This window comes from Erythrobacter sp. JK5 (assembly GCF_018205975.1).
Taxonomy (GTDB): domain Bacteria; phylum Pseudomonadota; class Alphaproteobacteria; order Sphingomonadales; family Sphingomonadaceae; genus Erythrobacter.
This window is the reverse complement of sequence record NZ_CP073577.1, coordinates 2,421,686-2,436,058: the sequence shown is the minus strand read 5'-3', so window position 1 is coordinate 2,436,058 and position 14,373 is coordinate 2,421,686. Positions and strand designations below refer to the sequence as shown.

Annotated in this window: 8 protein-coding genes and 1 pseudogene; 4 read left to right on the top strand and 5 right to left on the bottom strand. The window is 64.5% G+C overall.

Features of this window, described 5'->3' with window-relative positions:
- Positions 1 to 4 precede the first annotated feature (4 nt).
- Positions 5 to 2,379, bottom strand: a pseudogene (locus tag KDC96_RS11810) (DNA translocase FtsK 4TM domain-containing protein).
- Positions 2,380 to 2,453: 74 nt separating this feature from the next.
- Positions 2,454 to 2,996, bottom strand: coding sequence for a thiamine phosphate synthase (locus KDC96_RS11805; RefSeq protein WP_249171780.1), 543 nt, complete (start codon positions 2,994 to 2,996; stop codon positions 2,454 to 2,456).
- Between the two features lie 22 nt (positions 2,997 to 3,018).
- On the opposite strand from KDC96_RS11805, the gene KDC96_RS11800 reads away from it, so the two are divergent.
- The gene (locus tag KDC96_RS11800) at positions 3,019 to 3,681 is read left to right on the top strand and encodes a YggS family pyridoxal phosphate-dependent enzyme (protein ID WP_212448619.1); all 663 of its coding nucleotides are present in this window, start codon (positions 3,019 to 3,021) and stop codon (positions 3,679 to 3,681) included.
- A gap of 157 nt (positions 3,682 to 3,838) precedes the next feature.
- On the opposite strand, the gene KDC96_RS11795 is transcribed toward KDC96_RS11800, so the two are convergent.
- The 3 genes from KDC96_RS11795 to KDC96_RS11785 all read right to left on the bottom strand — a co-directional run bounded on the left by KDC96_RS11795 (position 3,839) and on the right by KDC96_RS11785 (position 10,777).
- On the bottom strand, positions 3,839 to 6,172 hold the full coding sequence (locus KDC96_RS11795; protein WP_212448618.1) for a TonB-dependent receptor: 2,334 nt from the start codon (positions 6,170 to 6,172) through the stop codon (positions 3,839 to 3,841).
- 90 nt (positions 6,173 to 6,262) lie between these two features.
- Positions 6,263 to 9,022, bottom strand: a complete 2,760-nt coding sequence (locus KDC96_RS11790; protein WP_212448617.1) for a [protein-PII] uridylyltransferase — start codon at positions 9,020 to 9,022, stop codon at positions 6,263 to 6,265.
- 42 nt (positions 9,023 to 9,064) lie between these two features.
- Positions 9,065 to 10,777, bottom strand: a complete 1,713-nt coding sequence (locus KDC96_RS11785; protein WP_212448616.1) for a class I adenylate-forming enzyme family protein — start codon at positions 10,775 to 10,777, stop codon at positions 9,065 to 9,067.
- 168 nt (positions 10,778 to 10,945) lie between these two features.
- Between KDC96_RS11785 and lgt the strand changes: the two genes are divergently transcribed.
- The 3 genes from lgt to KDC96_RS11770 all read left to right on the top strand — a co-directional run bounded on the left by lgt (position 10,946) and on the right by KDC96_RS11770 (position 14,359).
- A complete protein-coding gene (gene lgt, locus KDC96_RS11780; RefSeq protein ID WP_212448615.1) occupies positions 10,946 to 11,812 on the top strand; it encodes a prolipoprotein diacylglyceryl transferase in 867 nt (288 codons plus the stop codon).
- On the top strand, positions 11,707 to 13,872 hold the full coding sequence (locus KDC96_RS16700) for a class I SAM-dependent methyltransferase (protein ID WP_371815481.1): 2,166 nt from the start codon (positions 11,707 to 11,709) through the stop codon (positions 13,870 to 13,872). The genes lgt and KDC96_RS16700 overlap by 106 nt, the downstream gene beginning before the upstream one ends.
- 208 nt (positions 13,873 to 14,080) lie before the next feature.
- Positions 14,081 to 14,359 carry a DUF2147 domain-containing protein gene (locus tag KDC96_RS11770; RefSeq protein WP_371815480.1) on the top strand — a complete coding sequence of 93 codons (279 nt, stop codon included), beginning with the start codon at positions 14,081 to 14,083 and terminating at the stop codon, positions 14,357 to 14,359.
- Positions 14,360 to 14,373 lie beyond the last annotated feature (14 nt).

Genomic DNA, 14,373 nt, shown 5'->3' with positions numbered 1-14,373 from the left:
ACGGTCAGATCGGGTTGCCGTCCTGATCGCGGAAAATCTCGCGGCGTCCGACATGGTTGGCGGGGCCGACCAGCCCTTCGCTCTCCATCCGTTCGATCCACTTGGCCGCGGTGTTGTAGCCCACGCCCATCTGCCGCTGGAGCCATGATCCGGAGGCCTTCTGGTTCTCGATCACGATCTGGCAGGCCTGGCGGTACTTGCGCTCGTCGGGATTGTCCGAAGCGGTGAATTCGTCTTCGAAACTGAAGCCGCCCTCCTCGGGTTCCTCGGTCACCGCGTCGACATATTCGGGGGCACCCTGCGCGCGCCAGAAATCGGCCACGGCTTCGACTTCCTCGTCGCTGACGAACGGGCCGTGGACGCGCACCATCGCGCCGGTGTTCGGCTTGTAGAGCATGTCGCCCTTGCCCAGCAGCTGCTCCGCCCCTGTTCGCCCAGGATCGTGCGGCTGTCGATCCGGCTCGTCACCTTGAAGCTGATCCGGGTCGGCAGGTTGGCCTTGATCACGCCGGTGATGACGTCGACCGACGGACGCTGCGTCGCCATGATTAGGTGGATGCCCGCCGCGCGCGATTTCTGGCTGAGCCGCTGGATCAGAACCTCGATCTCCTTGCCGACCGTCACCATCAGGTCGGCGAGCTCATCGACGATCAGCACGATCTGCGGCAGCGGCGTGTAATCGAGCTGTTCTTCCTCGTAGAGCTGTTCGCCGGTGTCGGGGTCGAACCCGGTCTGGACCCTGCGGCCCAGCGGCTTGCCCTTGGCGATCGCGGCGCGGACTTTGTCGTTGAAGCTGTTGATGTTGCGCGAATTGATGCTGCTCATCATGCGATAGCGTCGCTCCATCTCCTCGACCGCCCACTTGAGCGCGCGAACGCTCTTGTGCGGTTCGGTCACCACGGGCGAGAGCAGGTGCGGGATATCGTCGTAGCTCTTGAGCTCGAGCACCTTGGGATCGATCAGGATCAGGCGGCATTCGGCGGGCGTGAAGTGATAGAGCAGCGACAGGAGAATGCAGTTCAGCCCGACCGACTTGCCCGCACCGGTGGTCCCCGCGACAAGCAGGTGCGGCATGGCGGCGAGATCGGCGATGATCGGTTCCCCGGCAATGTCCTTGCCGAGAATGATCGGCAGGTTGCCCTTGTGCTCGGCAAAGCTGGCGCTGGCGGCCAGTTCCTTGAGCATCACCATCTGGCGATCGGCATTGGGCAGTTCGATGCCCATCACCGTCTTGCCGGGGATCGGCGACACGCGGGCCGAGATCGCGCTCATGTTGCGGGCGATATCTTCGGCCAGGCCGACGACCCGGCTGGCCTTGATGCCCGGAGCAGGCTCGAGCTCGTACATCGTCACCACCGGGCCGGTGCGTACCGCAGTGATCTCGCCCTTGACGTTGAAGTCGTCGAGCACGTTTTCGAGCAGCCGTGCGTTGCGTTCCAGCGCCAGCTTGTCGAGCTTGGGCGCGTTGTCGGCGGGCGGATCGGCGAGCAGGTCGAGGCTCGGCAATTCGTACGCCGCAAACATATCGCGCTGGTTGGCCTTGGCCGGAGCCGCCCTTTTCGGCGGGGCCGAAGGATCGGTGATCTCGGGTGAGCGGCGCGGCGCGGGTTCGGCGCGGGCTTCGGGTTCGGCCCGGGGCTTGCGGCGCGATTTGGGCGCGGCGAGCGCATCATCCTCTTCGGGCGAAGCGAGCCGCCTCGACCCACCCAGGAACGGCAGCCGGGCGAGCGGGCCGCCATCGCGGGTCAGGAAATCGGGCAGGGTCAGCAGAGCGCGCCAGTCGATCGCGAAGATCCGGGTCAACAGCGCGGTCGCTCCCGCCAGGCAGACGAGCGCACCGCCGAAAATGATCCAGCCCCGCGCCCCCTCGCCGAACCGTGCGGCGATCGCTTCGATCGCGCCCGCTCCGAGCAGTCCGGCAACGCCTCCCATCTGTGCGGGCAGAGTGCCGGTGCGCGTATCGAACGCGAGCGACAGCACCGTACCGAGCAGCACCATCGCAATCAGCAGCAGTCCGGTCGGCAGCCACCAGCGCGTGGTCTCCTCCTCGTCGCCGTTTTCGACGTCGCGCCACAGCTTGCGCGCCGAGATGTAGAGCAGCGGCAGCAGCAGGATCGCGGGGAGGCCGAATGCGAACAGCGCCCGGTCCGCCGCCCACGCGCCACTCAAGCCCATCCAGTTGTCCACCCGGTCGAGAGCGGCGGCAGTCGAGGGGCTGGGATCGGTCTGGGTGTAGCTGGCCAGCGCCAGCGCGAGGAAGATCATCGTCAGCAGCAGCACGCCGGCACCGGTCATCTGCGCCGCGCGTCGCAGCGACCGGCGCAGTCCGGCGCGCCAGTCGGCGGTCGATTTGCGGGTGTTTATCGCGCGCGTGGCCATCCAATCCTCCTGCCGGAACACACCATGAATCCTCGTGGACTCGCGGTCAAGGAAAGAGCGGCGAGTGGATGCGCCTAGCTCAACCCGTCGATTGCGGCCCAGCGCGGCCATTCGAGTTTCCGCGCGCGCTCGGCAGTCATCCCGCCGAGCGCGATGACCGGGGTTGCACACGCCCGTGCGAGACGATGGAATTCATCGATTCCAAGCACTTCGCCCCGGGGGTGCGAGCGGGTGGGGAACACCGGCGAAAGCATGACCGCGTCGGCCGCCCCGCGATCGGCAGCGACCAGCTCGTCTTCGTCGTGTGCGGTTGCGATCCATTTCATGCCTGCCGGGGGCATGCGGCGGAATGGCCCGTATACCCCATCGGCGCCCCACTGTGCCGCGATGTCGTGGCTGGCGGAGACGATTGCCCAGTGCTGACCCGCGCGAAGCAGCGGCAGGACAGAAGCAAACCGCGCCGCACGGGCCTCTTGCGGCAGGTGGTAATGCCGGAACACGAATCCCGATCCTGCGGGCAGACGTGCAATGGCGGTTTCGAGCGCCGCGTCGTTGCGCGCGTCGCTCAGCAGCCACAGCAGCGGAAGCGCGGCGTTGGGGGACTGGTCTCGCACCATGGCTCGGCTATAGCGACGCGCCATGGAAAGTGCAGCCACACGACTTGCCGAAGTCGACACCAACATTGCCCGGATGTGCAAGATCGCCCGGCGCGACCGCGACGAGGTGACTCTGATCGCGGTCAGCAAGACCCATCCGCCCGGGCGGATCGTCCCTTTGCTCGAAGCCGGGCACCGGGTGTTCGGCGAAAACCGGGTGCAGGAAGCGCAGGACAAGTGGCCGGGGCTGCGCGCCGACTACCCCGACGTCGAACTGCACCTCATCGGCCAGCTGCAATCGAACAAGGCCGAGGACGCGGTGGACCTGTTCGACGTGATCCATTCGCTCGATAGGCCAAGCCTGCTCAAGGCGCTGGCCAAAGCGATGGACAAGGCGGGCAAGCGCGTGCCGTGCTTCGTGCAGGTCAATATCGGCGACGAGGACCAGAAAGGCGGCTGCGCGATCCCGGACCTGCCCGCGTTCCTGGCAAAGGCGCGTGATGCCGACATTCCGGTCGCGGGCCTGATGTGCCTGCCGCCCGCCGACATCGAACCCGCGCCGTTCTTCGCGCTGCTTTACAAGCTGGCGCAGGACCACGGGCTTGCCGGTCTAAGCATGGGAATGAGCGGCGATTACGAAACCGCGGTGCAGCTCGGCGCGACCCATGTGCGGGTCGGGACCGCGCTGTTCGGAGCGCGCGGATAAGAAAGGGGCGCTCCACACGGAACGCCCCTTCAAGATCCTGTACAGATCGATAGCGCAGCAATCGCGAGAGCGACCGACCACCCCTGCAGCGATGCGACGGTCAGGTTGCGTGAGCGAGGAAATCGCGCCCCGGATGGGGCGCGAAATCCGAAAACGCTCAGAACTCGAACGTCGCCTCGACGCCGACATTGCGGCCCTTCGACAGCGGCGAGAAGGTGCCGGCCGCCGGGAACTGGTCGAACGGACGGTTCACGCCGTTCGACAGGGGGCCGCCGAACGGAACCTGCGTGTCCCCGCCGACCTGCACTTCGTCGAGCAGGTTGCGGCCGTAGACCGACAGCGAGAAACCTTCGATCGGGGTCACCCAGGTGACGTTCGCTTCGAGGTTCGAGATGTCCTGCACGAACCCGAAATTGTTGTCGGTGTAGGCGAATTCGTCGCGATACTGGTAGTTTACGCGGGTCAGGATTTCACCGTTGTCGAGCAGCGCCTCGTGGATGAAGCCCACGCCCCAGGTGACTTCCGGAACGCGCGGCAGGCGCAGGTCGAGATCGGTGTCGTTGATCACGCCATCGCCCGAGATATCGAACAGGATCTCGTCGTATTCGTCGTCGATCAGGCCGATATTCGCCGTGACGATCAGGCTGTCGCTCAGCCGCACCCGCGCTTCGGCTTCGAAACCGGTGATGGTCGCGTTGGCGGTGTTGAAGATCGACTGCGCCACGCCCGAGGTGAGCGAGGCCTGGTTGACCTCGCGCTGCATGTTGCCGATTTCGGTGATGTAGGCCGCGACGTTGAGCGTGAGCGAGCCGTCGGCAGTCTGGAACTTGCCGCCGATTTCGTAATTGTCGACCTGTTCCTCGTCGAAGTTGAAGCTGCCGCCCGGTGCCAGCGCGATCGCTTCGAAGGCGTTGGCATTGGTGATGCGGAAATTGTAGCCGCCCGAACGGAAGCCGCGGGTCCAGTGCGCGTAGACCTGGCTGTCGTTCCATTCGTACTGCACGCCCAGCTTGGGCGACCAGTTGGTGAACCGCACCCGGTCGGTAAAGCCGTTGTTCTCGGTCGGGATGATCGGGTTGGTGCCGGAAACCGGGCAGGTCCCGTCCAGCACCGAGCACGGCGGACGCGGGCGCACATAGGTGACCGCAGCGTCCTTGGTCTCCTGACTCCAGCGGATTCCGGCGATGACCGAAAAACTGTCGGTAAGATTGAACTGGCCGGCGGCGAATGCGCCGAGCACCTCGTGATCCTGCGCCCCTCCTCCGAAGAACGATGTCGGCGCAGAGGGAATGTTGCGGATTTCGGTGTAGGCGATCGACTGATCGAAATAGAACCCGCCGACGGTGAGATCGAACGTGTCGGTCGAGACCGCGTAGCGCAGCTCGTTCGAAATCTGGTCCTGCGCGGTTTCGGTGTCGGAGTGGAAGATGAACACCGGCAGCGCGTCGATATCGCCTCCGGTTACGGCTTCGTAGTCGCGATAGCCGAAGATGTTGGTCAGCGTGCCCGGGCCGATATCGAGTTCGGCGGTCAGCGAGCCGGTCCAGATCGTGTTGTCGTAGAAGCCGGGAAAGTCGATCGCGAAATCGAACGAATCCCGATCGAACGTGCCCCGGTTCTGCGCCGAGGGCCCGTCGCCTTCGCTTTCGAAGTAATCGAGCTTGCCGGTGAGGGTGAGATCGCCCAGCCGCGCTTCGAGCGCGCCGCGCAGGATCAGCGTTTCCGCCGCACCGTGGTTCGAATCGTCGAACAGATTGCGGAAATAGCCTTCGTCGTTGTTGTAATACGCGCCGAGCTTGAACAGCAGCGTGTCTTCGACGATCGGGCCGGACACCACTCCGCTGACGGTGTAGTTGGCACCGCCGCGACCGCCATCGAGCAGCGGGCCATCGACCGCCGCGCGGAACTTGCCGCGGAAATCTTCGGTCGGGTTGCCGGTGTTGATCAGCACGGCACCGCCGGTCACGTTGCGGCCGAACAGCACGCCCTGCGGGCCGCGCAGGATTTCGACACTGTCGAGGTCGAACAGGTCGAACACGACCCCGCCGTTGAAACCGAGATACACCCCGTCGACGAACACGCCGACGGTCGGGTCGATCGAGGGGATCGACGAGTTGATGCCGAGCCCGCGGATCGAGAAGTTGGCGGTGCCGCGGCTGGTGCCGATCTGGTCGAGCGACACGTTCGGGGCCGAATAGGTCAGGCCCTGGACGTCGCGCACCTTGAGCGCTTCGAGCGTGTCGGCGTTGAACGCGGTGACGGCCAGCGGCACGTCCTGCACGTTTTCCGGATCCTGGGTCTTGGTGCCGGTGACGACGATATCGCCGAAGCTGTCGAGCGCGCTTGCGCGACGTTCTTCGGCCGGCTGATCACCGGCGTCGGGGTCGGTATCCTGGGCATGAGCTGCGAAGGGGAAGGCAGCCGAGGAACACAGCAGCAGCGCGGCCTTGGCAACAAGGGGGGTGCGACGCGTTGCGGTACGAAAATTCATTGAAGGGTCTCCCTGACGTAAGGGCACCCGCCATTAGCGAAAGGTTCTCGAATTGCAACCTAGTTGGGCCCCGCGCTCGACGAGTGGCGCTCAGGCGTCTTCGAGTTGCTGTTGCCGCGCGTCGCTCGCCGCAGCGAGCAGCGCCGCCTCGATTTCGGCCAGGCGATCGGGCGCGGTGACCTTGCCGCCGGTCAGATCGGTGACGTAAAACGTATCCGCAACGCTTTCGCCATATGCCGTGATGTGCGCCGACTGGACCATCAGGTTCGCCTTGAACAGCGCATGCGCGAGCCGGTTGAGCAGCGCCGGGCGGTCGCGCGCGGTCACTTCGATCACGGTGAAGTGATTGGATGCGGTGTTGTCGAAATTGACCCGCGGGACGACATTGAAGGTCTTGGCGCGCGAATGCGACAGCGGACGCGCCGCGAGCCTGGGCACCAACTCGACCTGCGCGAGCAGCGCATCGCGGATGCCTTTCTTGAGCCGGGCGATCTGGTTCGCCTCGCTGAACGGCTCGCCGTGCTGGTCCTGCACCAAGAAATTGTCGACCGCGTAGCCGTTCATCGCGGTGTGGATGCGGGCATCGATGATGTTGGCCCCGGCCAGGTGAATGCCGCCCGCGATCCGGTAAAACAATCCCGGATGATCGGCGGCGATGACGCTGACGAGCGTTGCTCCGCGTTCTTCGTCCGGCTCGCAATGGATCGACAGGTGCTCTTCGATCCGCTTCGCCTCTTCGTACTGGATGAAGTTCTTGGCGATGATGTCTTCGGGTTCGGCGATCCAGTAGGCATCGCTCATCATCCGGCCGACGCTTTCGAGCAGATAGGCCTTGTCGCCGAGCACCTGGGCCGCAGCCTCCTTCTTGGCGGCTACCCGCTCCTTGCGACCATGGCGCATATGGCCCAGTCGCAATCGCTCCTGCGCGGAATCGTACAGCTCGCCGAGCAACTGGCCCTTCCAGCTGTTCCACGTTCCCGGCCCGACCGCGCGGATATCGACGGCGGTCAGGATCGCCAGATTGCGCAGCCGGTCCAGCGTCTTCACCTCGGCGACGAAATCCTCGATCGTCTTGGGATCGGTCAGGTCGCGTTTCTGCGCGGTCGAGCTCATCAGGAGGTGCTGCAGCACCAGCCAAGCGACCAGCTCGGTTTCCTTGTCGTCAAGCCCGAAGCGCGGGCACAGCTCTTGTGCAACCTCGGCGCCCAGCACCGAATGGTCGCCGCCGCGGCCCTTGGCGATATCGTGCAGCAGCACCGCGACGAACAGCGCGCGGCGCGAGGAAACCTTGTGAATCTGCTTGGTCGCGCGCGGATGATCCTTCGCCAGCAACCCGCGCTCGATCTGGCTGAGCAGGCCGATCGCGCGGATCGTGTGTTCGTCGACGGTGTAATGGTGATACATGTCGAACTGCATCTGCGCATTGACTCGCCCGAAATCGGGAACGAACCGACCGAACACGCCCGCTTCGTTCATCCAGCGCAGCGCCGTTTCGGGATCGTTCTTGCCGCCCAGCAGATCGAGAAACAGCGCGTTGGCGCGTGGATCGTCGCGGATTTCGCCATTGATCCGTTTCGCATCGCGGTCGGCCTGCCGCATCGTTTCGGGATGCACCTCGAACTGGTTGGCTTCAGCCAGCTGGAACACCTCGATCAGTCGCACGGGGTCCTTGCGGAACCAGTCGTCGCCCGGCGTCTTGATCCGCCCGCCCTCGACCACATAGCCCTTAAGCGAGCGCGGCCTCGCGTTCCAGCCGGCGAAAAAACCGGTGCGGGTGCGCTTCTTGGCGAATTCCTCGTCGAGATGCGCCAGGAACACGCCGGTCAGGCTGCCCACCCGTTTGGCCTGAAGGAAATAGAACTGCATGAACCGTTCGACCGCGCTCTTGCCGGTGCGATCGGCAAAGTTCATGCGTTTGGCGACTTCGCGCTGGAGGTCGAAGGTCAGCCGGTCCTCGGCGCGGTCGGTGATGGTGTGCATGTGGCACCGAACCGCCAGCAGGAAACCCTCCGCGCGCCGGAAACTGCGATATTCGGCCTGGGTCAGCAAGCCGACATCGACCAGCTCGGCGGCGGTGTTGGCGCGGTGGATGAACTTGCCGATCCAGTACAGCGTCTGGAGATCGCGCAGGCCGCCCTTGCCGTCCTTCACATTGGGTTCGACGACATAGCGACTGTCGCCCATGCGCTTGTGCCGGGCCTCGCGCTCCTGCAGTTTCTGCGTCAGGAACTGGCGCGCGTTCCCCTTGACCACGTCGTTCCAGAACTGGCTCCGCAGCTCCTCGTAGAGCGCCTGATCGCCCCACACCAGACGGGCCTCGAGCAGCGAAGTGCGGATCGTCAGATCCTCTTTCGCCATCTTCATCGTGTCGGCGACGGTGCGGCTCGAATGTCCGACCTTGAGCCCGAGATCCCACAGCAGGTAGAGCATGGCCTCGATCACCTGCTCGCACCACGGCGCGCGGCGCAGCGGGGTGATGAAGGCGATATCGACGTCGGAATGCGGCGCCATCTCGGCCCGGCCGTAGCCGCCCACCGCAAGGATCGCGAGCCGTTCCGCCGCGCTGCGGTTCGCCACCGGATAGACATATTCGGTCACGTATTCGTGGATCACCCGCACCAGCTGGTCGATCAGGAACGAATGCCCCGCCGTGTTTTCGTGGCCGGCGGAGGGCTTTTCCGAGAGCCGCAACGCGAGCTGTTCGCGCCCGCTATCGAGCGCAGCTCGCAGTGCGGCGAGGATCGCAGGGCGCGCCTTCGCCCCCTGTTCCCGCGCCAGCGCCGCGACCTCTTCGGACAGCACGCGGCGATCGATGATGGCGCGCTGCGCCGAAACGCGCTTCGCGCTCATACTGTGTCCGCCTTCAGGCGTGCATGGCCCAAGGGGCGCGGTTCAGGCGGCGATTTTCTTGCGATATTGCTCACGCAGCGTTTTCTTGTCGATCTTCTGGGTGCCGAGGCGCGGCAGCACTTCGGTCACAACCCAGATATGCTCTTCGAGCGGCACCTTGAAGGGCGCGATCCGGCTCAGCAGGAATTCGCGCAATTGCGCGGGTGTCATCGCATCGCGCCCGGTCTTCACCCGGAACACCGCCGCCGGGACTTCGCCCATGCGCTCGTCCGGCAGGCCGAACACCGAACATTCGGCAATGTCGTCATGCGCGTAGATCGCGTCTTCGACTTCGATGCAGGTGATGTTCTCGCCACCGCGAATGATGATGTCCTTCTTGCGGTCGACGATGAACAGGTAATGGTCCTCGTCGAGATAGCCGAGATCGCCGGTGCGGAAATACTGGTCCTTGGTGAAGGCCGCATCGGTCGCTTCGTCGTTGTTCCAGTAGCCGCGGAAATTGGCGACCGAGCGGATGCAGACCTCGCCTACCTTGCCCTGTTCGAGCTTGTTGCCGTCATCGTCGAGGATCGCGAGATCGACCATCGGCACGCTTGCGCGCCCGGTCGATCCGGGCTTGGCCATGTAGTTCTCGTTGAAATTGCCGCAGCCGACCGCGTTGGTTTCCGTCAGGCCGTAGCCGAGCAGCGGGAAACCCTTGGGGAAGGCTTCCTTGATCTTGGTCACATGTTCGACCGGACGCGGCGCACCGCCGGCGGCAAAGCTGCGGCAAGCAGAAAGATCATACTTCTCGCGCGCCGGGTGGTTGGCGATTTCATAGCTCATCAGCGGCACGCCGACGAAATAGGTGACCTTTTCCTCCGCCATCAGGCGCAAGGCCTCCTGGGCATCCCACTTCGGCATCAGCACCAGCTTGCGCGCAATCGCGTAGCTCTGCAGGAACAGCGGCACTTCGCCGGTGACGTGGAACAGCGGCACCGCGACCAGCGCGGCGGGCTGCGCCGACACATCTTCGCCCTGGCTTTCGAGCAGGATCTTGGCCATCGCGCTCTGGCTGACGTAGCTCATCACGCCGTGCATGACCCCGCGATGATCCGACCACGCGCCCTTTGACTTGCCGGTCGATCCGGAGGTGTAGAGGATCGTCGCAATGTCGTCGGGGCCAAGCTGGCCGAGCATCGCCATCGCGACGCCTGGCGAACCGGGTGCAGCCCAGACATTTTCGAGTGCTTCGGCGGGGGCCTTGTCATGCTCGATCATGACCAGCGCGGCCTTGTGCGCATGGCCTTCAAGCCGCCTGGCGCGGCCCGCATCGGCGAGCACCAGCTTGCACTCGGCGAGATCGATCCCGTAGGCCAGTTCCTCTCCCGACCAGAACCCGTTGAGCAGCGTCGCACAGCCACCGGCCATGACGATGCCCATATAGGCGATGATCCAGCTGGTGGAGTTGCGCGCCGCGATCCCGATGCGGTCGCCCTTCCCGACGCCGTGCCTGGTCGCAAGCCCTTCGGCCACGCAGACCGCGGCACCGTAGGCTTCGCCGAAGGTCAGGCGAATGTCGCCATCGACGAGGAATTCGACGTCCTTGTGCTCGTTGCAGAAGTGCGCGAAGTAATACGCCAGCGTCGGAGGGCACACCGCGAAAGCGGGCATGGCGACGCCGTCGCGATCGAACGGCACAGTCGCGAACGGCTGTCCTTCCTTGGTCAGCTCACCGATGATTGTTTCTAGTGCGGTGTCCAGCTGGGTGGGCATGCAGAGTTCTCTCCTGTCAAATTCGCTCGTCTGTCCGTCGTCGCCGCCATGCGGCGACGTTTGCGTGTCTCGGCCTGCGCGAGGCTTCCCCTTGTCCACCGGCTGTGCCAAAAGCCGCCCGGCAGAGCCGCCGATACGACGTCTCATCGCTCTTAAGAGGTTAACTCCGTGCTGTCACTACTCGCTGCGAGCGGCGCCGCCGACCCGATCTACTGGTCCGATCTTGGGCTGCGGCCGGGGATCGACCTCGGATTCTTCACACTGCGGTTTTATTCGCTGGCCTATCTGATCGGGGTGTTCTTCGCCTACTGGCACACTTCGAAGATGCTCAAGGCGCCGGGCGCACCGATGGCGCAGCGGCATGCAGACGACCTGTTCTTCTATTGCACCCTGGGCGTGATCCTCGGCGGGCGGATCGGCTATTCGATTTTCTACAAGCCCGACATGTGGGCCAACCCGATCGAGGTGCTCAAGCTGTGGGAAGGCGGGATGAGCTTCCATGGCGGGCTTATCGGGGTGCTGCTGGCGATCATCTACGTCACCTGGCGCGACAAGCTCGATTTCCTGCGGGTGTGCGATTACATCGCGGTCAGCGTTCCGATGGGGATGCTGCTGGGGCGGCTGGCCAATTTCAACAACGGCGAGCTGTGGGGACGCACGACCGACGTGTCGTGGGGCATGGTGTTTCCCGGCGGCGGAGAGGTCGTCCGGCACCCGAGCCAGCTGTATCAGGCCGGGCTCGAAGGGCTGGCGCTGCTGGTGATCCTGCTGTTGCTGTTCTGGACGACCCGCGCCCGGTATCGTCGCGGCCTGCTGGTCGGGATATTCACGCTCGGCATGGGTGCAGCGCGCTTTGTTAACGAATTCTTCCGGGAACCCGACGAACAATTGGCTGACTTTGCAGTGCGAACCGGGCTATCGATGGGGCAATGGCTGACGATACCGCTGATACTGACTGGATTGATTGTCACGCTCTACGCGGTGACCCGCAAGCCGGTTGGCACGGGCGCGGGGAGCATGACGCAGGCGGCCTGATCCTCGACGACGACCCGCGCCTCTGGCGCCCCACGCTGCGGCTGATCGAGCCCGACGGCAGCGAAACACTTCTCCTGAGCCTCGCCGAGGCGGAAGCCCGATCGCGCGAAGAAGCGCAAGCGACGGAGGCAGCGGCCGAAGCGCAAGCCAGAAAGAAAGCGGAAGACGAGGCCCGGAAAGAGGCTGAAGCGAAGGCGGCTGCCGAGGCCAAGGCCGGGGCAGAGAAGGAAGCGCGCGCCAAGGCCGCTGCGGAGGCCGAGGCGAAGGCCGAAGCCGAGGCCAAGGCCAAGCTCGAAGCGGAAGCGCGGGCGAAGGCTGCAGCGGAAGCCAAGGCAAAGAAGGAAGCCGAAGAGAAGGCCCGGGCCGAGGCGGAAGCCAAAGCGAGACGAGAGGTCGAGGAGAAGGCTCGCAAGGAAGCGGAAGCCAGAGCCAAGCAGGAAGCGGAAGAAAAGGCCCGGAAGGAAGCCGATGCGAAGGCCAAGGCGGAGGCGGAGGCCAAAGCAGAAGCCGAACAGAAAGCGAAGCTAGAGGCCGAGAGTAAGGCGAAGGCCGAAGCGGCGGCAAAGGCGAAGAAAGAGGCCGAGGAAAAAGCCAAGCGGGAAGCCGAGGCCACGCGCAAGGCGGAAGAAGAAGCCAGGGCAGAGGCCGCCAAGGCAGCCGCAGCAGCGAAAGCGAAGAAAGAAGCCGAGGAGAAGGCTCGGGCTGAGGCTGAAGCCAAGGCGAAAAAGGAAGCCGAAGAAAAGGCAAAGGCCGAAGCAGAAGCCAAGGCCAGGAAGGAAGCGGAAAAGAAAGCCGCTGCCGAAGCGAAGGCAAAAGCGGAAGCCGAGGCCAAGGCGAAGAAAGAGGCCGAGGAAAAAGCCAAGCGCGAGGCCGAAGAGCGGGCGAAGCGAGAGGCTGAAGCGAAGGTCAAGCAGGAAGCCAAGGAAAAAGCGGCTGCCGAAGCCAAAGCCAAGAAAGAGGCAGAGGCCGAGGCTGAGGCAAAGGCCAAGGCCGAAACCGAGGCTGCCGAACTCGCCAAGCTCGATCTCGGCAAGAGCTTCCGCCGCCTGATCCGCGAAAACGGACCGATCAGCCTTGCGCAGTTCATGGGCGAATCCAACGCGCGCTATTACGCCAGCCGCGATCCGCTGGGCGAAGAGGGAGATTTCATCACCGCTCCCGAAGTCAGTCAGATGTTCGGCGAACTGATCGGGCTGTGGTTCGCCGACCTGTGGGTCAGGATGGGCTCGTCCGACAACATCCACTTCGTCGAGCTCGGGCCCGGACGCGGGACGCTGACCAAGGATATCCTGCGCGCCGCCGGAAAATACGGATTCGATCCGCACCTGCACTTCGTCGAAGGATCGATCGCGCTGCGCCAGATCCAGCGTACGGAATTCCCGACCGTGCGGTTCCACAACGATCTTTCAACGCTGCCCGAAGACCGCCCGCTGCTGATCGTCGCCAACGAATTCTTCGATGCGCTGCCGGTGCACCAGCTGGTCCGCTCGGCGCAGGGGTGGCACGAGCGCATGGTGGGGCTGGAAGATGATCGGTTTGTCTTCGTCGCCGGGGACAAGCCGATGGATTCGGTGGTCCCGTCCAGCTGGAAGAGCGCCGCGCAGGGATCGATGATCGAAACCAGCCCGGCGGCGGCCACGCTGATGGGCGAGATCGCGCAGCGGCTGGTCAATCAGGGCGGGGCGGCGCTGATCATCGATTACGGCCCGACCGAACTGCGCGCCGGATCGACCCTGCAGGCGCTCAAGAATCACAAGAAGGTCGACCCGCTCTCGCATCCAGGCGAGGCCGATATGACCGCGCATGTCGATTTCGAAATGCTGCACGAAGTCGCCGCGAACAACGGCGCCGACATAATGGGGCTTCAGATGCAGGGCGACTGGCTGCGCCAGCTGGGGATCGACGTGCGGCTCGAAGCGCTCCAGCGCAAGTCGCCGGGTCAGGCCAAGACGCTGCAGCGGCAATACGATCGGCTGGTGAGCGATGGCGAAATGGGAGCGCTGTTCAAGGTCATGGGTATTTGCGGACGCCGCTGGCCGATGGGCGTCGGCTTCGACTGAGCGAAATGTAACCGTGCGTTGCATTCGCGCGAATACCGATCGAGCCGACCTGGGAGACGTTCATGCCTGCGCGCCGACTTGCTGCACTTCTCGCTGCGCTGGCGGCCGCGTACGGTTATCCTGCGGTGGCGGCGGATTCGATCGCCGGGCGCTGGGTGACGCAGGATCGGGATGCGGTGGTCGAGATCGGTCGGTGCGGAGCGAGTACGTGCGGCAAGGTCGCGCGGTTCCTTGTTCCGCCCCCGATGGCCCGGACCAGCGCGATATCAACAACCCCGATCCCCGGCTCAAGCAGCGCAAGCTGCTCGGTCTGCCGGTGCTGTTCGGCTTTACCGAGGAAGCGGCGTTGTGGCGCGGGCGGATTTACGATCCCAAGAGCGGCAAGAGCTACCGTTCGGTGGTGCGGCGGACCGGCGCGAACACGCTCGAGGTCAAGGGCTGCATCGGCCCATTCTGCCAGACGCAAGTGTGGAAGCGGGCGCGGTAGGTCCAACCTGCCCC

Excerpts from the sequence above, each read along its gene's own strand:
- KDC96_RS11805 (WP_249171780.1), bottom strand. The coding sequence starts at position 2,996 with ATGGTGCGAGACCAGTCCCCCAACGCCGCGCTTCCGCTGCTGTGGCTG.
- KDC96_RS11800 (WP_212448619.1), top strand. The coding sequence starts at position 3,019 with ATGGAAAGTGCAGCCACACGACTTGCCGAAGTCGACACCAACATTGCC.
- KDC96_RS11795 (WP_212448618.1), bottom strand. The coding sequence starts at position 6,172 with ATGAATTTTCGTACCGCAACGCGTCGCACCCCCCTTGTTGCCAAGGCC.
- KDC96_RS11790 (WP_212448617.1), bottom strand. The coding sequence starts at position 9,022 with ATGAGCGCGAAGCGCGTTTCGGCGCAGCGCGCCATCATCGATCGCCGC.
- KDC96_RS11785 (WP_212448616.1), bottom strand. The coding sequence starts at position 10,777 with ATGCCCACCCAGCTGGACACCGCACTAGAAACAATCATCGGTGAGCTG.
- KDC96_RS16700 (WP_371815481.1), top strand. The coding sequence starts at position 11,707 with ATGGCTGACGATACCGCTGATACTGACTGGATTGATTGTCACGCTCTA.